Source organism: Devosia ginsengisoli (genome assembly GCF_007859655.1).
Lineage (GTDB): Bacteria > Pseudomonadota > Alphaproteobacteria > Rhizobiales > Devosiaceae > Devosia > Devosia ginsengisoli.
Genome location: NZ_CP042304.1, coordinates 1985850 through 2006317 on the forward strand (window position 1 = coordinate 1985850; position 20468 = coordinate 2006317).

Consider the following 20468-nt stretch of genomic DNA (forward strand, 5'->3'; position numbering starts at 1 on the left):
CAGCGCCGTCAGGCCACCTGATGCTCGATCATCATCGGCAACTGCACGCCCTTCAGCGTTATGGAAATTTCGTAGAATGCGTTGCGGTCGACATCCGCTTCGATGACGGTATGGTCGGCGTCATCGTAATAGGCATGGGTCACGCGGATCGGCAGGTCGGCTTCGAAACCCGCTTCCAGCTCGTCATAGATTTCGCCGAACCTCTCCTCCTCGAGCCGCTCGGCCCTGGACGAGACTTCGTATTCGGCGACGTGAACGCGGTCGCCCACTACGAAATCCAGAATCTCGAACAACAGCGGCCGACTGAGCTGCTGCGTTTCCTCGCTGACCGTGAAGATGAACAGGTCATCCCCCGGCCCGCCGGTGATGATCGCCGTCGTCTCGGAGAAGATGAGCGTATCGTCGCCCTGCCCGCCGATCACCGCCTCGACGTTTTCATACAGGTCCTCGCCGATTTCCTCGCTCCAGGCGATACCCGCCTCGAAGTCGAGATGGATGTCGGCCGAGAATTCCGAATAGTCGAGCGTGTCGTGGCCGTCCCCGCCATCGATACGGTCATCGCCCGCATCCCCGGTTATGGTGTCATCCCCCGCCCCGCCATCGATCTCGTCGTCATCAGCGCCTCCGCTCAGCGTGTCGCTTCCGCCGCCGCCATGGAGCAGGTCATTGCCCGCCCCACCGACCAACTGGTCATCGCCGTCATTGCCCTCGATGGCGTCGTCGCCCTCGTCGCCGCTGAGGCTGTCATCGCCGGCACCACCCATGAGCACGTCGTCGCCCGCATTGCCTTCGACCACGTCGTCGCCGTCCCCACCATCGATTATGTCATTGCCGGCCTCGCCGAAGAGACGGTCATTCCCACCGCCGCCGCCGATCACGTCATCGCCGGCCCCGCCGAAAATCACATCGTCGTCGAGACCGCCGAACAACTGGTCATTGCCGGCCCCGCCATTGATATGGTCGGCTCCAGGCCCGCCGGTGACGATGTCATTGCCAGCACGGCCATCGATAATGTCGTTACCTTCTAGCCCGTCGATATTGTCGTCCCACGGTGTGGCGACAAAGACATCATCCCAGGGCGTCAGCAATACGGTGTTCTGCACGACCTCCAGGGTCGCCGTCTGGGCTGCCGCGACCAGGCCATCGCTGATCGCATAGGTGAAGGTGATGACCCCGAACATGCCGGGCAGCGTCACGAAGGACCAGTCGGTGCCCACCCGCACCAATGTGCCACCCGTAGCGGTAATATTGTTGATGGTAAGCGTGTCGCCATCGGGGTCGGAGGCGCCGAACAACAGGTCGGAAAGCCCGATCAGCACCACCTGCCCCGCAAACACCTCGCGCAGCCGCACCGGACCCACCACGACCGGAGCACGGTTCCCTGGCACGGTCTCCTCTTCATCATCATCGTCCCCGTCCGGGGCCGGCTCTTCCTCGTCGTCATCGCCCCCTGGCCCGGGCTCCGGGTCGGCGGGCGGTTGGGCGGATTGGGCAGTGCCGCGAGCGGACGGCCCGGAAGCCGCGCCGCCACGCGGTAGCGCCACATTGTCGTTCTGCGGCTGGTAGTTGAACGCCGCCGGAAAGAAGGCCGCCACCTGCGGGCCGAGATATTCGAAATGGGTCGCCGCATAGTGGAACGACATCGGGTCGGTCAGCGACAAGCCGCCATTCCAGCTGGGTGATCCGCCAGCTCCACCCTCGGCCGGCTCCTCTGCCGCAACCTCGTCGATCTCGTCCCCACCGAGCGCAATGATTATGCTGGACGGCGTGCCGCCATCCTCCGCCGTCTCATCCCCCTCGGGCACGGGCGGCCTGTCATGCGCCTGTGCCGCAAAGGCACTTTTGAGAAAAAACGCAATCCCAGTCACGACCAGCGCGAAATAGACCGGCAGACGCGAGGTCTTTTCCGGTGCGTTGAATTCCAGCCGTTTGCGCGGATCTTCCGGTTCGGGCTGCTGGCGGTTGGCCTTGCCTTCGATGATCATGCCAATTCTCCCGTTTCGGCCCGGGTCTCGACCACTTTGGGCACGTTGGCATTGGCCTGCCGCTGGCCGGCCACGATCTCGTCCTTGGGCCCGAAGGCGGTCATGCGGCCATTCTGGATGACCGCCACCATATCCACCTCGGCCAGGATCGACGGCCGGTGCGCCACGACCACCGCAATACCGCCCCGGGCGCGGATCTGCCGTATCGCCAGGTTCAGCGCCTGCTCGCCCTCGGCATCAAGAAAGGCATTGGGCTCATCCATGATGACCACGAAGGGGTCGCCATACAGCGCCCGCGCCAGGCCGATGCGTTGCCTTTGCCCCGCCGACAATGCCGTCCCCATCGGCCCAAGCTGGGTATCGTAGCCGTCGGGCAGCCGCACGATCATCTCATGCACGCCGGCCGCCTTGGTCGCGGCCACGATCGCCCTTGCATCGCGCTGCGGCGCCAGGCGGGTAATATTCTCCACGATCGTGCCGTCGAGCAGCGCCACATCCTGCGGCAGATAGCCGACATATTGGCCGATCTTCTCCTCGTCCCACTGCGCCAGGTCCGCATCATCAAGCCTTATGGCGCCGCGCAGCGCCGGCCAGATACCGGTCAGCGCCCGCACCAGCGTAGTCTTGCCGCCCCCGCTCGGCCCGATCACGCCGAGCCCCTGGCCCGCTTTAAGCTCGAACGCCACCTCGGTCAGCAGCACCCGACCCGATGCGGGCGCCGCAACGGTCACTTTGTCGATCTTGAGCGACTGGGTCGGCGCCGGCAGGTCGAGCGGCTTGGTCATGCCGGCCAGCGCAACCATCGTGTCGCGCAACCGCTTGAGCGCCTGCCGCGCCGCCACCACGCCCTTCCAGTTGCCGATGGCCATGTCGATCGGCGCCAGCGCGCGCGACGCCGCAACGGACACCGCGATAATGGCACCGGCCGACATCTGCCCCTGAATGGTCAGGTACGCCCCCGCTCCCAGCAGCGCCGATTGCAGCACCATGCGCAGCACGCGCGAAAAGGCGCCGAACGTGCCCACCACATCGCTGGCCCGCGTCTGCAGCGTCAGGTGATCCTGGTTGGCCGTGTTGAAGCGCGCCACGGCCCGCCCGGCAAACCCCATGGCCTTGAGAATATCGGCGTTGCGGGCGTTGGAATCGGCAATGGCATTGCGGGTCAGGTGCGCCTGCTGCGCCGCCGAGGCCAGCTTGCGCGATTTGAGCTCGGTCCAGACCGTCAGCAAGGTGAGCACAACCGCCCCGCCCAGCGTCATCGCACCCAGCACGGGATGGAGGAAATAGACGAAAAGGATGTAGAGCGGCACCCAGGGCAGATCAAACAGGGCCACCGGGCCCTGGCTACCCATGAAGGAGCGGATCGTATCGACATCGCGGCCCCGCTCGAGCGCCTCACCCGTCGAAAAGCCGAAGCGGGGCATGTCGACACTGACCCGATGCGCGATGGGCGCCAGCAGCCGGTCGAACCTGGCGCCGATGCGCACCAGTAGCTGGCTGCGAATGATGTCAAACACGCCCTGGAACAGATAGAGCCCGATCACCAGAACGGAAAGAGCGGCCAGCGTTGGTACGCTGCCGCTGGTCAGGGCCCGGTCGTAAATCTGCAGCATGTAGAAGGAGCCGGTCAGCGCCAGCACATTGATGATGCCGGAAATCCAGAACAGGAAAACGGCAATCGCCTTGAATTCCTTGCGCAACATCTCGTTGCCGCGGTGTTCGGCCATCGCCTTTGCGGTCAATGCCATGATGTCAGCCCCACATTGGATGGATATTGGGCACGAGACCCGGCTGGCAGGGCCAGCCGGGTCGGCTTGAGGCTAGAGCACGAAATTGCTCTCGGTCAGCGCATGATTGCCGGCAATGCTGATGCGGAATTCCGGAACATTGTTCCCCGCCGTATCGCCGGAGATGACGGTATATTCGCCATCCTCGCGCGTTTCATGCGTCACCACGATCTGGCCGGGCGCCGTGGTTGCCTGGCCGCTTTCCAGCGTGAACGTGTCATTCCCGGCATTTGCGCCATTGGCATCGATGCCCGACAGGTCGATCTTGTCGCCGGGTTCGAACCCCCGGATGGTATCGCCATTCGCCGCCGCGGCCGATCCGAAGACGAACACATCCTCGCCTTGACCGCCGTCCACCACGTTGACGGCATTGCTCATGGTGATCGTGTCGTCCCCCGCGCCCGTGGTGACGTTTTCGACGCCCCAGAGCGTGTCGGCGCCGCTTTGGCTGCTGACCGCGCTACCGCGGCCGCCGACGCCGGTTCCCAGGTCGACCGTGGCATCGACGGTGAGAAACCCCATGTCGAGCATGTCGCTACCGTCATCGGCAGAGACCTCGCCGCCATAATAGGTGTCGTCACCATCATTGAGCGAAGCCACAATCGTGTCGTCGCCGGTGCCACCAAAGACCAGGTCGCTGCCTGCCCCGCCTTCGAGCAGGTCATTGCCGTGCTGACCGAACATCCGGTCGTCGCCGGCGCCGCCATCCATCATGTCGTCATTGGCGCCACCGAACAGGTCGTCATCGCCGTCTTCGCCGAGCAGGACATCCCGCCCGGCCTGGCCATGAACCAGGTCGTCCCCGGCACCGGCCCGAACCACATCGGCCCCGGCACCCGTTACGATGAAGTCGGTTCCGGCATAGCCGAATACCAGGTCCCCGGCTGACGTTCCGACCAGGACATCATGCTGCGGCGTGCCGACAATCTGGCCCAGCTCAGCCGGGGCATCATCGTCATCGTCGTCGTCATCATAGTCGTGGTCGTCATCATCCTCGTCGTCGTGAGCGAGGTAGCTGACGCTGTTGGCACCCATGGTGCGGGTGGTGACGCCATCGTCGCCAGTGGTCTCGGTATAGTCACCGCCCGAGCCATCGGACATTTCGATCACGTCCTGCGGCCGTAGGGTCCCCACAATGGTGTCATTGCCGCCATTGGACTTGAAGACGATCCGATGCGCCGATGACAACGAGGATATGTCGATCGTGTCGTCGCCCGCGGTGCCCTCGATGGTGATGGTGTTGAAGTCCAGGCTCGTGGCCGTGAAGTCGCCGATCACGATGATCTGGTCGCCACCATCATTGCCCCCGCCGGCACCGCCGGGCGTGGTCACGTCGAGGGCGTTGACCCCGATCTCCTCGATATTGTCGAGCTCGGCAATCACCGACGCCAGGTTGGTGCCGTTCCGCGTGATGACGATCTCAGTATTGGCATTGAGCGCGGCACCGTTATTTCCGGCCACCGCATCCCAGGCAGCCCGCGTATAGATGCGGAACACCTCGGCACCGGCTACCCCATTGAGCTGATAGGTGTCCGTATCGGCTCCGCCATCGACGAAGTCACGACCACCGGCATCGCTGGTGTGATTGATCGTATCATTGCCGGCCCCGCCATTGATGAAGTCGCGATTTGCGCCGCCATCGATGGTGTCGTCACCAAGTCCGCCATCGATGGTGTCTCCGCCGACGTCGCCATTCATGGTGTCATTGCCGGCTCCGCCGAGCATTTGGTCAGCCGCACCACCACCATCCAGCACGTCATCGCCGTCACCGCCATCGAGCGTGTCGGTCCCGCCGCCGCCGGAAAGCGTATCCGCGCCGGCATTGCCGTTGAGCTGGTCCGATCCATTATTGCCCGCGCCGATATCATCACCGGCAGTGCCATTGAGGATGTTTGCAGCGGCGTTGCCGACCCAGTTGACGCCGGTCGGTCCTGTTGGTCCCGACGTCACGGTTTCAACATTCCCGGCGCCGTCGGTGAAGGTCACCACCACCCGGAGCTGCAGGCCGGCTTGGGCGCCGAATAGCTGCCCGCCCGGATTTGCCGGCGTGAATGTCGCCGCCGTTGCCCCGACAACATTCGTCCAGGTCGTGCCATCGGACGATGACTGCCACTGATAGGAGAACGCACCCAGGCCATTGGCATCGGCGATCGAGCTGGTGTCGGTGCTGAGTTGCTGGCCCTCGGTCGGGGTCAGGTCGTTGATGACAGGCGCTCCCGTCGCGGCCACATTGCCGCCCAGCGTCACATCAGCGAACTTCAGCGCCTCGATATTCCACAGCGTATCGACGCCGTCGGATTCCAGGCCATCGGACACATTGGTGTGGGCGACCGTTATCGAGCCATCGTCATTGTTGGTGATGGTATAGGCGGCCAGCACATCGGCGAACACCGCCGTATCGATATCGTCACTCCCATCGGCCGTCCGGATCGTCCGGACGATGCTCAGCTGTCCCGGATTGATCGTGCCGGCAAACATCGCCGAGGCGAGTTCGGTCATGCTCTTGTGTAGGGAAATGGGCGTCCCCTGGTGATTGGTGTCACCGGGCGCGAACACGCCGATCTGCACGTCGAGCCACTTGTCGCCGTCGATGATGTCATCGCCCATCTGGCCGCTGATCATGTCGCTGCCGTCGCCGCCCAGGATGATGTCGCCGGCCGAGAAGGACGTCACCCCGGCCCCGAGCACCTCCTGCAATCCGTCGATAAGGGCGATGCCCTCGGCGTCGAGAATGCTGCCCTGATAACCTTCCAGCGGCGTCACATTATTGACCGGGTGGAACGGCTGGCGCTCCTCGGCCAGGATGTTGGAGCCCTTCAGGATGTCATTGCCGGCAGAGCCCGACAGGCCTTCCATCGACTGGTATTCGTCGAGCGCCGCGTTTTCCGGAATGATCGGCGCTTCGTCGAACACGATCGGGATCGACAGGTCGGCATTGACGCCGGCAGTGCCGATCGCGCTGTCCTTGTAGGTCGCCCAGTCGAAGCCCGACATGCCCACCATTTTGCCGCGGCCGGCGCTGCCGACCATGATGTCGTCACCGCCCTCGCCGATGAACTCGTCGAACCCGCCGTCACCGAGGAACACGTCGTGCCCCTTGATGCCGTCATGGGCGAAGATTTCATCGAAATTATCGCCGGGGGCACCGTCGAACGTGCCGGTTTCGATCCAGTCGTTGCCCTCGTTGCCCAGGATACGCTCGGCATTGCGGTTGCCGAAGATGAAGTCATTGCCTTCGCCGGCAAACACTTCGGACCCAGCGTCGGTCCCCAGGAAGACGAAGTCCTGTCCCGCGCCGCCCATCACCAGGTCGAGGCCCGGTCCGGCATGGACGACGTCATTGCCGTTACCGGCCTTGATATTGTCGTCGCCGCCGGCGTCGACGATAATGTCGTCGCCGTCCCCGCCATTCAGGATGTCGTTGCCGAAGCCGCCATCGAGCCTGTCATTGCCGGCATCGCCGAACAGCGTATCGTCGCCGATCCCCGCAGTCAGGATATTGTCCGCCGCGGTCCCGCCTAGAATGACGTGCTCGTCCCCATTGTAGCGCAGGTTATTGGGCCCGCTGCGCACCACCAGCTGCGTCAGGATGCCCGAGCCCACCGGATCGAGGCTATCGAGCAGGCCATCGCCGTCCGTATCGTTGAACTGCTTGGTCTGGTCGACTTCCAGGATCAGTCCGGGCGTCGAGAACACGTCCGAGGGCAGATGCGTCGCGTCGGTATTGCGCATGGCCATGGCGGCGAAGGAATTGTTCTCCATCTCGCCGAACAGGTGCAACCCGTCGAGGCGCTGCAGGTAGTAGAAGCGGTCGCCGCTCTGCAGCTTCTCCATCTGGATTTCGAAGACGAAGTTGAAGGTCGAGCCCAGCATGCCGCCAAACGGCATGGTTTCCTCGGCCAGGCCACCGATCCACAGATCGACGCTCTCGAGCCCGCCCAGGCTGTTCGCGACCCCACCGGCATAAGGCCCGCTGGCATTGAGGAATTCCAGCCGGTCGGCCGGAACGATCAGCCCGCCGACCGAAACGCCGGTGATGATGGTCAGGGCCGCGTCGCGCTTGCCGTCGATCGTCGTCTGCGAGGTGATCAGGTCATGGTCGCCATAGGCGGCGATGAAGTTGATGATCGAGGCTTCGTTCTTCAGGTGACTCGCGAAATCCACCCAGCTCTCATAGGGCTTGAGCAGGATATTCTGTTGCGTGGCCTCATAGAACTCGCGCCGCGCCTCGTTCAGCGACGGCACGCCCGTATCACGGCCGCGGGCCAGGTTGATCGTGGCGAGATCGAGCGGCAGGCCCAGCAGGTTGTTGCGGAGCGCGCTGGTCACGAATTCGTCGATCTGGTTGCCCGCCTGCCGCGTCATGCCGCGGATAATGGCGCCGGCCGCAATATCGGCATCGACAGTAGCGGCGCCGCCATTGTTCTGGAATTCCAGCGGATTGAGGAAGCCTTCGATCAGGCTGATCTGGTCAGGCCCCATCGCGGGGTCGAACCGGTCGATCGACTCGGTCAGCATCGAGTGGCCGAAGCGGTACACGACATGGGCGAACTCGGCCACGATCGACGGATCGATGGTGACATCATAGCCGTCGGGCACCAGGAAGACATTGATCGCCGGCTGGATCTTGCGGGCGAATTCCTCGAAGACCAGGTGCTGATACTGCATCTCGGTGCCGAACTTGGCCGCCTGGAACAGGCGCTCGCCGTCCCAGACCAACCCGGCCACGCTGGCCGGAACCGTCGCCACGTCATCGATGAGCCATTCGTTGAGGAATGCCACGGCTTCGGCCTGGCTGGCGCCATTGGCCAGCATCGCCTGCGCATCGGCAAGCGTGACCGCCTTGGTGTGCTCGACCAGCCGGTTGTGCTCGGAATGGAACACGTGGTGGACCGCGGTCAGCCCGATATTCTCGTTCACCCTGCCGTCGCCGGCCATGAAGTGGGCGTCGAGCAACTCATTGTCATAAAAGCCGTCGGTCGCCGAGCCGTCCCCATTGCCGAGCCCGATCTCGATATCGCCATCCTCCAGCCCGTCGGGCACGGCGCTATGGGCGATGTCGGCGAGGAAGGCATGGCCGGTCTGGATCGCCCCTACGATCGAAATGCCCAACCCGCCATTGGCGGCCGGATTACCCTCCACCAGCACCGGCGGATCGCTTGGCGTGGGGCCGGGGAAGACCACCTGCGGGAAGCCGTTCGCGCCGGGAATGAAATTGCCGTATTCGTCGGTGGCCAGCAGCGGGACATTGCCCACATCCTGGTCGCGCAGCCAGATGCCCAGCAGGTCGCTGGCCTGTGCCTTGACATCGGCCCAGGTGGCCATGCCGCTATTGCTGCCCTCGATCAGGTTGCCGGTATTGACCGGATCGCCCGCGCCGTTGAACGCGTATTGCCGCAGGAAGACCTGGTGCGAGGCATGCGAGGCATAGGTCTGGTTCTGGTCGACAAAGGCGGTCGTGGTGTTGAGCGCCTCCCCGTTCTCGTCCAGCGTCGCCCGGGTCAGCACCATGAAATTGGTGTCGCTGCCCTCCACATAGAGCGGGTCATCCGGCATCAGCGGAATGAACACCGTGCCGGCGCCGCCCTTGGCGACCAGGTCGAGACCATGGTCGAAGAACTGGCCGAACAGGGTGAACCACGAGTTGAACGGCGCCGACAGGCCTTCGTCGGGCGCGACATTCGTGATCTGCACATTGTCGCCTTCCAGCACGATGCCGTTCGCCGTCAGCAGCGCGTCGAGCGGCCCGCGAACCGCACTCAGTGCGGCCGTGGCATCGTTGAACGCCGCCAGCGCGTCGGCTGCCGCCTGCTGGGCCACCGGATCGCTGGGATTGGCCGCCGCGGTGGTTGCCGCGTTGAAATAGGCGACCTTGGTCTGGCTGACGGCCAGGAATTCGGCCTCGATCAGTTCATAGGCAGCGGTAATGGTCCCCAGCACCGCCATCTCGTTGGCGGGGGCGACCAGTCCGCCGCGTTGCAACCCGGTCAGGATGGCCGATGGGTTGCCCAGCGTCTGGTCGACGATCAGGTTGCTGATCGTGCGGACATAGGGGTCGAACACATCGCCGGGGCCGGCCGTTCCGGGGCCGTCGTTATCCACACCCGGCTGGTAGCTGACCGGCATCGGCCCCATGCCGCCGGGGCCGTCGGGATCGACCATGATGGTCCGGTATTCCGGGGTCAGCAATGTGGGGAACGGATTGTCCGAGGCGCCGTCTTCGGACCGCCCCGGCAGCAGGTTGTTATAGGTGCCGTCGACCGTGCGCAGGCCCCAGGACAGGTTGTAGGTGGGTATCAGCCCGCCAGGCCCGTAAAGCGGCTGGCCGCTGGCATGCGCCTCGGCGATCTTGATCTGCTTCAGGATGAATTCGAGGTCGCTCTTGATATAGGTAACCATTTTCAATCCCCTCTGACCCAGGCGCGGCCCTGCATGGGCGGGCGCACCGGCTTGTTTCGCCACGGCAGCACGCCATGACTCGATACTGGAGAGGATACTGCCCAACTGCGCGGCAGAACGTCAGGTCAGAACGTCGGGTCAATCAGCGGCATGAAGGTCTGATGGAAAACAAGACTTCCGGGCATTGCGACCCTGTACTTTAGGTCAGCATCGCGCCAACTGGCCCATATCTATTGCTGCATGCCTTCGCACGGCGTCGGCTATTCTCCGGGCTATTTCACGCGCGCGGTCAATCTGGATAATCCATGCAAATTTTAGTATAACTACTTGGGTGCAGACCGGGAAACAATCACCGCTGCGGCGTGGGGTAAGTGATGATCGACCTGGGCGATCGTCTGAAACGTCTGAAGGAAAAGTGGAACAGGTTCCCGCTCGCCCATAAATTCGCGATATCAGGGGCCGCCGTCACGCTCGCCGCCATGCTGCTGTCGGGCATATTGACCACCACCGTCATGACCGAGCTCGTCCTGGCGCGCCGCGGCGATGTGGTTTTCGCGGCCGCCCAGCGCGTCCTGTCGCCCGCAGTCCAGGATTTGGGCCCCAGCGGGTCGATCACCCGCCAGGGCCTGGACCAGCTCGATGCGATCATGAGCGACGAGACCTTCGCCGCCGAATTTCCCTATCTCGACCTGTGGCTGTCGGACGGCACCATTCTCTATTCCAATGCACCCGGCCTGACGACGCACCGGCTCGACCTGCCACCCGAAGTTCGGCGTGCCTTCGAGGGCAAGGTCGCTGTCGGCTTTACCGACATCGCTTCGGCGGATTATCGCGAGCACCAGCTTTCGACCGACTATATCGAAATCTCCCTGCCCCTGCGCGACCTGGGCACCGGAGAGATCGTCGCCGTGGCCCAGTTGCGCGAGGTCACCACCTCGCTTGAAAGCGATCTGTGGTCGCTGACGATAGCCAGTTGGGTAACGGCCATGGTCGTCACCTCGGTCATGGTCGTCATCCTGTTCAGCATCGTGCTCGAGGGCAGCCGCAAGATCGAGCGACAGGGCCGCATTCTCTCCAAGCGCCTGGCGCAGTCCCACGCCCGCGCCGCCCGGCACCGCGAGCTCAAGGCCGAGGCGCAACGGGCCTCGCAAAGCGTCACCGAGCTGACCGACAAGCATCTGCGCACCATCGGCACCGACCTGCATGACGGCCCCGCCCAGTCGATCAGCTTCGCCGTGCTGCGGCTGGACCAGATACGGCGCCTGTCGCGCACCAACGAACGCAATGCCGTCGTGTCTGATATCGAGGATATCCTCCGGGATGCCCTGTTCGAAATCCGCTCCATAGCGGTCGCCGTGGTCCTGCCCGATATCGCGGACCTCAACCTGGAGCAGGTGATCGACCGGGCCATCCAGCAGCATGTGCTGCGCACCGAGAGCGTCATTGCCGTGGACAGCATGGTGGAACCGGTTCATGTTCCGCCTGAGGTCGCTGTCTGCGTGTTCCGCTTCATTCAGGAAGGCCTCAACAATGCGTTCCACCATGGCCTGCCCGAGGGGCAGGCTTTGTCTGCCATGCTGCAGCGCGGAGTGCTGAAATTGTCGATTACCAACAACTATGTCGAGAGCGAGAAAGCCGAGCGGTCCGACCATCTCGGCATCGGTCTCTATGGCCTGCGCGCCCGCGTCCAGAGCGTCGGCGGCAACTTCGCCTTCATCCAGAACAATGGCCACACCCGCCTCGAAATGTGGCTGCGCGATGTGTGACGGCGAGCCTCGATTGTCGCCACCATGATCAGGATCGTCGTCGTCGATGACCACCCCATGTTCCGCACCGGCCTGATCCAGGCCGTGGCGGCCGATGGTGATATCGCTGTCATCGGCGAAGGGGGCAGTGCTGCCGAGGCGGTGGACCTGGTCGGCACGCTGCAGCCCGACATATTGCTGCTCGATGCCCGCATGCAGGATAGCGGCCTGGACCGCGTCGGCGATGTCCTGCAGGCCCATCCGCCGGTGCGGATCATCATGGTGACCGCCTCCGAGGACGAAACCGACATCGCCCGGGCCCTTGAAGCCGGCGTGTCCGGCTATGTGCTCAAGGGCACGACCGGGCCGGACATGCGCAGCATCGTCAGGCTGGTGAATACCGGCGAAACCTTCATTCCCAAGGACCTGGTCGGCCGGTTGCTCAATATCCTGAAGGACAAATGGGGCAATGCCCGCCAGGAACGGCCCAACGCCCTGTCCGGCCAGGAAAGCCAGGTCCTGCAAGCCCTGGCAACCGGCCTCAACAACCGCGAAATCGGCGCCCGCCTCGGCGTCACCGAACGCACCGTCAAATTCCACCTGTCAAACGTGTTCGCCAAACTGCAAGTCCGCAACCGCGTCGAAGCCAGCATAATCGCCCGCCGCATGTGGCCCGAGCTTGAAAAGTAGGAAAATGGCGCGTGGTCGGAGCGTTGTGTTCCCCGAGTGTCCTCGAGCGGTTCGATGGACCTGCGCGTCGTCCGCAAACGGGCGCGTCACACTGCCTCGAAAGCCCGAACTCTCCGACTCATTGGCATTATCAGCATGTAGAAAAATGGTGGGCCCACCAGGACTCGAACCTGGAACCAGACCGTTATGAGCGGTCGGCTCTAACCATTGAGCTATAGGCCCCCGCCGCGTCTTAGCAGGGTCACGCCTGCTGGCAAGAGGGAAGTCGCCACGCGACGGCATTCGTCACTGCTTCATTGCTCTTCACACGCCTTCACCGCTACGGCACCAACCCTGCCTCCAGCACCACTCCCCCACCGGGTCATTCCCGCGAAAGCGGGAACCTCCGTTTCCCACCCCACCCACGCACCCCGCCTCACTTTCCACCCTGTGCGACAACCGATCTTTGTGCGAATATCGCATCAAACCATCCCCGCGGAGCCCCCATGCGCGAAGGCGACATCATCAATGGCCTGGTCAAGGGCCTCTCCGTCATCGAGTGTTTCGACGAGGAACATGCCAGCCAGTCGATCACCGATGTCGCCAACCGCACCGGGCTCGAGCGTGCCACCGCCCGCCGCTGCCTGCTCACCCTCGTTCATCTCGGCTATGCCAGCTATGACGGCAAGTTCTTCCGCCTCACCCCGCGCGTGCTCAATCTGGGCCATTCCTACCTCGCCGCCACGCCCCTGCCGCGGCTGATCCAGCCTTTCCTCGAAGAGCTGTCCGGCCAGATCAACGAAAGCTCCTCCGCCGCCGTGCTCGACAATACCGAGATCCTCTACATCGCCCGCGCCTCCTATCGCCGGGTCATGTCGATCAATCTCGGCGCCGGCGCACGCCTGCCGGCCTATTGCACCTCCATGGGCCGCATCCTGCTCGCCGCCCTCCCCCCCGCGACGGCGCGCGCCGTGCTCGATCGGTCCGAGCTCATCGCCTATACCGAGAAAACCAAGGCCGACCTGCCCTCGATCACCACCGAACTGGCGGTTATTGCCGCCCAGGGTTTTGCCGTCATCGACGAGGAACTCGAACTCGGCCTCTGCTCCATTGCCGTTCCCCTTTTCAATGCCAGCGGCCACGTCGTCGCCGCCCTCAATATCGGCGCCCAGTCGGCCCGCGCCTCCACCTCGCACATGATCGCCAATTTCCTGCCCTTGATGCGCAAGGTGCAGGCCGAAGTGCGCCCCCTGCTGCGCTGAGCGTCGCAGCACCGGCCGATAGCAAGACTGTCACAATCTCCCGCTAGCCTTGGGCCTGCATGAGGGATGCAGACTCGGCCCCGCCTGTCGCAATCTGTCACAATCGCATGTCATCCGACGATGACATGCGCCGACTTGTTCCAGACATTGCCGTTATTTTTCAGTGCATTACGCTGTCACAAACGCGTCACGCAACCGCAATAAAACTGTCGCGCAGCGCCCATATGGTCCCCCTCGTCAAGGGCGGCGCCGGGGAATGAACTGCCGGATCGGCCAGCCAGGTTTTGAACTGAATTCCGAAAGGGAACTCCCCATGAGAAACGCACTCTACGCCAGTGCCGCCGTGCTCGCGCTTGCCGCCTTCGGCACGCCGGCTGCCTTCGCCCAGTCGCGCGACACCATCCAGGTTGCCGGCTCCTCGACCGTCCTGCCCTTCGCCTCGATCGTGGCCGAGGAATTCGGCGCCGTCTTCCCCGAATTCAAGACCCCCGTCGTCGGTTCGGGCGGCACGGGTGGCGGCTTCAGCCAGTTCTGCGCCGGCGTCGGCGACAACACCATCGACATCGCCAATGCCTCCCGCCCGATCAAGGACGGCGAGCGCGAAGCCTGCACCACCGCCGGCGTCACCGATATCCGTGAAATCCAGTTCGGCTATGACGGCATCGTCTTCGCCTCGGCCGCTTCGGGCCCCGATTTCGCCCTGACCCCGATCCAGGTCTACAAGGCCATTGCCGCCAACGTCGTTGTCGATGGCGCCCTGGTTCCGAACCCCTATAAGAGCTGGGCCGAGGTTGACGCCTCCCTGCCCGACCAGCCGATCGCGCTGGCCGTTCCGGCCTCCAACCACGGCACCCGTGAAGTCTTCCAGGAACGCGTCGTGACCGCCGGTTGCGAAGAAGCCGGCCTGCCCGAAGGCGCTCCGGAAGATGCCTGCACCGCCTTCCGTCAGGACGTGGTGGTCGAGATTTCGGGCGACTACACCGAAACCCTGGCGCGCCTGAACTCCGATCCCAACACGGTCGGCGTGTTCGGCCTCTCCTTCTACGAGCAGAACACCGACACCCTCAAGGTCGCGACCGTCAATGGCGTCGTCCCCTCCAAGGAATCGGTCGTTGCCGGTGAATACCCGGTCAGTCGTCCGCTGTTCTTCTACGTCAAGGGCCAGCATATCGGCACCATCCCCGGCATCGAGGAATATGTTCAGTTCTTCCTCTCCGAGCAGATGGCTGGCGACGGTGGCGTCCTCGAAGCTGCCGGTCTGATCCCGCAGACCGCCGAAAAGACCGCTGAAGTTCTCGCCGCTTTCGAAGCCGGCGCTCAGTAAATCGACCCTGGGCCGCGCCACCAAGGCGCGGCCCGCTTCATTCCGTCCGGGGAGCCGTCCCATGAATGCCTTGATCGTCGCCGGCCTGCTGCTGGTCCTGCTGGGCCTTGCCTACCAGTCCGGCTGGTCCCGTAGCCGGGGCCTCGTCACCGCAGATGGCGTCAAGATCCATTCCCGCCCGCAATATCACGGCTCCTTCGTGGCCATCTGGGCCATGGTGCCCACCCTCGTCATTCTCGGCCTCTGGGCCTGGTTCGGCGGCGGCATCACCCGCGACTACACCGTTTCGCTGATCCCCACCGACATCATGATGTCGCTCGATCAGGTCGGCCTCAATGCCGCCATCGCCCGCATCGGCGCCCTGGCCTCCGGCTACGGCGTCACCGGGGAAAGCCCGGCCTGGGAACAGGCGGCCGGCGATGCCCTGCGCTCCTTCCAGATGCTGACCTTTGTCGGCGTGCTGGTCCTGGCCCTGGTGGCCGGTGGCGCCGCTCTCGTCTATGCCCGCAGCCGCATCGATGCCCGCCTGCGGGCCCGCAACGCCGTCGAGCGCGTCATCAATCTCGCACTGCTCGCCTGCTCCGCCGTTGCCATCCTGACCACTGTCGGCATCGTCGCCTCCCTGGTCACCGAAGCCTTCCGCTTCTTCACCTTCATCCACCCGTTCGATTTCTTCTTCGGCACGGTGTGGAACCCCAACAATGCCGGCTCGGCCGGCAATTGGGGCAGCTATGGCCTGCTGCCGCTGCTGTCGGGCACGCTGATGATCACGGCCATCGCCATGCTGGTGGCCGTGCCCGTCGGCCTCATGGCCGCGATCTATCTCAGCCAGTATGCCCCGGCCCAGTTGCGCGCCGTCGCCAAGCCGATGATCGAAATCCTCGCCGGCATCCCCACCATCGTCTTCGGCTTCTTCGCTTTGGTCACGGTCGGCCCCTTCCTGCGCGATCTCGGCAATCTGATCGGCCTCTCCATCAATGCCACCAGCGCCCTGACCGCCGGCATCGTCATGGGCATCATGATCATCCCCTTCGTGTCGTCCCTGTCCGACGACATTCTCAACCAGGTCCCCCGCACCCTGCGTGATGGCGCCTATGGCCTGGGCGCCACCCAGTCCGAAACCATCCGCAACGTGCTGCTGCCCGCGGCCCTGCCCGGCATTGTCGGCGCCTTCCTGCTCGCCGTCAGCCGCGCCATCGGCGAAACCATGATCGTGGTGCTGGCCGCCGGCAATGCCCCGGTCCTGCGCGGCAATCCCTTCGAGCCGGTCGCCACCATCACCGTCTCCATCGTCAACCAGCTCACCGGCGACACCGATTTCACCGGGCCGCAATCGCTGGTCGGCTTCGCGCTGGGCCTCACGCTCTTCGTCATCACGCTCGGCCTCAATATCGTCGCCCTCTACATCGTCCGCCGCTTCCGGGAGCAGTACGAATAATCATGACCGATACGCTCTCCACCACCCGCCAGGCCTCCCTCGAACGCACGCAGCGCATCCGCGCCGGCCTGCGCCGCCGCCACCTCGGCGAAACCATCTTCCGCGGCCTCGGCCTCGCCGCCATCGTGCTGGCTCTGGGCTTTGTCGCCCTGCTCTTCGTCGATGTGGTGCGCAAGGGTGTCCCCGCCTTCACCCAGTCCAACCTGCATCTTGCGGTCAATTTCGACCCCGAAGTGGTCAAGGTCGATCCAGCCCCGGTTCGCGACGCCTTCGCCTCCCAGGCCGAATACACCGCCGCCAGCCTCAAATGGCAGCGCGACGTCGCCTTGCTGAACTGGAACAAGGTGGTCGAAGCCTCGCTTCGGGCCGCCGCGCCCGCCGATTTCGAGATCGACAGCCGCCAGATCCTCTCCATCGCCGAAACCGACGCCCGCCACGATATCCGTGAAATGTTCGTCGCCGACCCGTCCCTGCTCGGCCAGACCGTCGAGGTCGACGTACTCGCCTCGGCCAATGCCGCCAACTGGATCAAGGGCAATATCGACCGCTCGCTCGGCGATGCCCAGCAGCAGCTTTCGGCCCCGGCCCGCGCCCTCATCGATCAATTCGTCGACAACGGCACCATCTCCAACGGCTTCGCCTGGTCCATCTTCACCAATGTCGACAGCCGCGCTGCCCCCGCTTCGGCAGGCCTGCTCGGCGCCTTTGTCGGCACTATCTGGATGATGCTGATCGTTATCATCCTCGCCGTGCCGATCGGCGTGGCCGCGGCCGTCTATCTCGAGGAATTCGCACCCCGCTCGCGCTGGACCGATCTCATCGAGGTCAATATCAACAATCTCGCCGCCGTGCCCTCCATCGTCTTCGGCCTGCTCGGCGCCGCCGTCTTCATCAACTACATGCACCTGCCCATTTCCGCCCCCATCGTCGGCGGCCTGGTGCTGACCCTGATGACCCTGCCCACCATCATCATCGCTACCCGCGGTGCCTTGCAGGGCGTTTCCCCCGCTCTCCGCCAGGCCGCGCTGGGCATGGGCGCCTCGCGCACCCAGATGGTGTTCCACCACGTCCTGCCGGTAACCTTCCCCTCCATCCTCACCGCCACGATCATTGGCGTGGCGCAGGCCCTGGGCGAAACCGCGCCGCTGCTGCTCATCGGCATGAAGGCCTTCGTCGCCTCGGTCCCCCTGACCCCGCTCGATCAGGCCACCGCTTTGCCCGTCCAGATCTATCTCTGGCAGGGCAATGAAAACCGCAATTTCTTCGAACCGCGCACCGCCGCCGCCATCATGGTCCTGCTTGCTGTGATGATCCTGCTCAACGGCGTCGCCATCTACCTGCGCTCGCGCCTCGAAAAGCGCGCCTAGCGAACGACAAGGATGAGTCAAATGGATATGGTCGCCGGCAAGGTTAAGATGACCCAGCAATCAGTGAAATCAGCCATGAACCCGACCGACATGCTCGAACGCCCGATCCGGCTTACCGCCCGCGACGTCACCGTCCACTACGGCGCCAAGCAGGCCTTGCACGGCATTTCGATCGACATTCCCGACCGCGCCGTCACCTCCTTCATCGGACCTTCGGGCTGCGGCAAATCCACCTTCCTGCGCTGCATCAACCGCATGAACGACACGATCGAGGGCGCCAAGGTCGGCGGCACGATCAAGCTCGACGGCGAGGATATCTACGATCCCTCCCTCGACGTAGTCGAGCTGCGCGCCCGCATCGGCATGGTGTTCCAGAAGCCCAATCCCTTCCCCAAGTCGATCTATGAAAACGTCGCCTATGGCCCTCGCATCCACGGCCTGGCCCGCAACAAGGCCGACATGGACGAGATCGTCGTCTCCTCGCTGCGCAAGGCGGGCCTCTTCGAGGAGGTCAAGGATCGCCTCAACGAGCCCGGCACGGGCCTCTCCGGCGGCCAGCAGCAGCGCCTCTGCATCGCCCGCGCCATTGCCGTCGGCCCCGAAGTCATCCTGATGGACGAGCCCTGCTCGGCGCTGGACCCCATCGCCACCGCCATCATCGAGGAACTGATCGATGAGTTGCGCGAGAACTACACCATCGTCATCGTCACCCACTCGATGCAGCAGGCCGCCCGCGTTTCGCAGAAAACGGCCTTCTTCCACCTGGGCAACCTGATCGAGGAAGGCGTCACCGAAGACATCTTCACCAACCCGGTCAACAAGCAGACCCAGGACTATATCATGGGCCGCATCGGCTGATCCGCCTGCGGTTTGAAGAGGATTTCACCATGCCCACCGGCACCGAACACATCGTTACCGCCTATTCCGACGAGCTGACCGGCCTTGCCCAGTTGATTGCCGAAATGGGTGGCCAGGTCGAAGTCGCCATCGAAAACGGCACCAAGGCCCTGCTCAAGCTTGACCGCGAACTGGCCGATCTCACCATCATCGCCGACCAGCGCATCGACGACATGCAGCGCCGCATCGACGACATGGCCGTCTCCATGATCGCCCGCCGCCAGCCAATGGCCTCCGACCTGCGCGCCATCATCACCTCCATCCACGTCGCCTCCGATCTCGAGCGCGTCGGCGACATGGCCAAGCAACTGGCCCGCCGCTCGCTCAAGCTCGAAGGCATGAACCTGCAGCCCACCTTCTATAACGGCGTCAAGAACATGACGGCCCTGGTACTGCGCCAGATCAAGGAAGCGCTGGACGCCTATTCCAACCGCGATTCCGCCCGCGCCATCGAAGTCTGCAATCGCGATGACGAAGTCGATGCCATGCATACCTCGCTGTTCCGCGAACTGCTCACCTACATGATGGAAGACCCGCGCAACATCACGCCCTGCACCCATCTGCTGTTCTGCGCCAAGAACCTCGAACGCATCGGCGACCACGCCACCAACATCGCCGAGCGCGCCTACTACCTGCAGACCGGCAAGCAACTCACCGCCGACGTCCAGGAACTCCAGCGCACCCAGATCAAGGCCTGATCTGAGCCACACCCACCGCACTGCACCTCCCCCTTGAAGGGGGAGGTTGGGAGGGGGTGGGGCCAAGAGCACCGCAGCCCGGTGCTGAACATCAACGTGGGAGCCACCCCCATGCCTGCCACCATTCTCGTGGTCGAAGACGAAGGCGATATCGCCATCCTGCTGCGCTACAATCTCGAAGCCGAGGGCTTCCGCGTCGTCACCGCCGAATCCGGCGACGAGGCCCAGCACGCCATCCAGGAAAAGCTGCCCGACCTGATCCTGCTCGATTGGATGCTGCCCGAAATTTCCGGCATCGAACTCTGCCGGCGCCTCCGCGCCCGCGAGGAAACCGCCCGCGTGCCGATCATCATGCTCACCGCCCGCGGCGAGGAAGAAGAGCGCGTCCGGGGCCTCGCCACCGGCGCCGACGACTATGTCGTCAAACCCTTCTCGGTCCCCGAACTGGTCGCCCGCATCCACGCTCTGCTGCGCCGCGCCAATCCCAACCTCGTCACCGCCGCCCTCAAGGTCGGCGACCTCGAGCTCGACCGCACCACCCACCGCGTGCGCCGCGCCAACCGCGACGTGCATCTCGGCCCCACCGAATACCGCCTGCTCGAATACCTGATGCGCCATCCCGGCCGCGTCTATTCCCGCGAGCAACTGCTCGATGGCGTCTGGGGCAATGACGTCTATGTCGACGAGCGCACCGTCGACGTCCATATCGGCCGCCTCCGCCGCGCCATCAACCGCGGCCGCGAAACCGACCCCATCCGCACCGTCCGCGGCGCGGGATATGCGTTTGACGAGCGTTTCGCGCAAGTCGCCTGAGTACCACGAAAGCAGCCACACCCACGGTGTCACCCCGGCCTTGAGCCGGGGCCCATCCCGAAATCTTTCAGCGCTCTGCGATGG

General features: G+C 64.1%; 12 protein-coding genes and 1 tRNA gene. 9 read left to right on the forward strand and 4 right to left on the reverse strand.

The window, feature by feature from the left end; translation table 11 throughout:
• Nucleotides 1-8 precede the first annotated feature (8 nt).
• The 3 genes from FPZ08_RS09755 to FPZ08_RS09765 all read right to left on the reverse strand — a co-directional run bounded on the left by FPZ08_RS09755 (nt 9) and on the right by FPZ08_RS09765 (nt 10171).
• The gene (locus tag FPZ08_RS09755) at nt 9-1985 is read right to left on the reverse strand and encodes a cadherin-like domain-containing protein (RefSeq protein ID WP_146289793.1); all 1977 of its coding nucleotides are present in this window, start codon (nt 1983-1985) and stop codon (nt 9-11) included.
• Complete coding sequence (locus FPZ08_RS09760; protein ID WP_146289794.1) at nt 1982-3733, reverse strand: type I secretion system permease/ATPase; 1752 nt, start codon at nt 3731-3733, stop codon at nt 1982-1984. The genes FPZ08_RS09755 and FPZ08_RS09760 overlap by 4 nt, the downstream gene beginning before the upstream one ends.
• 72 nt (nt 3734-3805) lie before the next feature.
• Nucleotides 3806-10171 carry a peroxidase family protein gene (locus FPZ08_RS09765; RefSeq protein ID WP_146289795.1) on the reverse strand — a complete coding sequence of 2122 codons (6366 nt, stop codon included), beginning with the start codon at nt 10169-10171 and terminating at the stop codon, nt 3806-3808.
• A 374-nt stretch (nt 10172-10545) separates the two neighbouring features.
• On the opposite strand from FPZ08_RS09765, the gene FPZ08_RS09770 reads away from it, so the two are divergent.
• Together FPZ08_RS09770 and FPZ08_RS09775 are read left to right on the forward strand one after the other, a co-directional pair.
• Entirely contained in the window at nt 10546-11937 is a 1392-nt protein-coding gene (locus FPZ08_RS09770) for a sensor histidine kinase (protein ID WP_146289797.1), read from the forward strand.
• 24 nt (nt 11938-11961) lie between these two features.
• Nucleotides 11962-12606, forward strand: a complete 645-nt coding sequence (locus FPZ08_RS09775; protein WP_146289799.1) for a LuxR C-terminal-related transcriptional regulator — start codon at nt 11962-11964, stop codon at nt 12604-12606.
• Between the two features lie 146 nt (nt 12607-12752).
• Here the strand turns inward: FPZ08_RS09775 and FPZ08_RS09780 are convergent.
• Nucleotides 12753-12828 (reverse strand) — tRNA-Ile (locus tag FPZ08_RS09780).
• Between the two features lie 263 nt (nt 12829-13091).
• On the opposite strand from FPZ08_RS09780, the gene FPZ08_RS09785 reads away from it, so the two are divergent.
• The 7 genes from FPZ08_RS09785 to phoB all read left to right on the forward strand — a co-directional run bounded on the left by FPZ08_RS09785 (nt 13092) and on the right by phoB (nt 20384).
• Nucleotides 13092-13847, forward strand: coding sequence for an IclR family transcriptional regulator domain-containing protein (locus tag FPZ08_RS09785; RefSeq protein ID WP_146289800.1), 756 nt, complete (start codon nt 13092-13094; stop codon nt 13845-13847).
• 313 nt (nt 13848-14160) lie between these two features.
• Entirely contained in the window at nt 14161-15171 is a 1011-nt protein-coding gene (locus FPZ08_RS09790) for a substrate-binding domain-containing protein (protein WP_146289802.1), read from the forward strand.
• 61 nt (nt 15172-15232) lie between these two features.
• Nucleotides 15233-16609, forward strand: a complete 1377-nt coding sequence (gene pstC / locus FPZ08_RS09795) for a phosphate ABC transporter permease subunit PstC (protein ID WP_146289804.1) — start codon at nt 15233-15235, stop codon at nt 16607-16609.
• Between the two features lie 2 nt (nt 16610-16611).
• Nucleotides 16612-17976: a phosphate ABC transporter permease PstA gene (pstA, locus tag FPZ08_RS09800; protein WP_146289806.1), complete on the forward strand. Its 1365-nt coding sequence runs from the start codon at nt 16612-16614 to the stop codon at nt 17974-17976.
• Nucleotides 17977-18051: 75 nt separating this feature from the next.
• The gene (gene pstB, locus FPZ08_RS09805; protein WP_246132893.1) at nt 18052-18834 is read left to right on the forward strand and encodes a phosphate ABC transporter ATP-binding protein PstB; all 783 of its coding nucleotides are present in this window, start codon (nt 18052-18054) and stop codon (nt 18832-18834) included.
• 29 nt (nt 18835-18863) lie between these two features.
• Nucleotides 18864-19571, forward strand: coding sequence for a phosphate signaling complex protein PhoU (phoU, locus tag FPZ08_RS09810; RefSeq protein WP_146289807.1), 708 nt, complete (start codon nt 18864-18866; stop codon nt 19569-19571).
• Nucleotides 19572-19682: 111 nt separating this feature from the next.
• Nucleotides 19683-20384: a phosphate regulon transcriptional regulator PhoB gene (phoB, locus tag FPZ08_RS09815; protein ID WP_146289809.1), complete on the forward strand. Its 702-nt coding sequence runs from the start codon at nt 19683-19685 to the stop codon at nt 20382-20384.
• Nucleotides 20385-20468 lie beyond the last annotated feature (84 nt).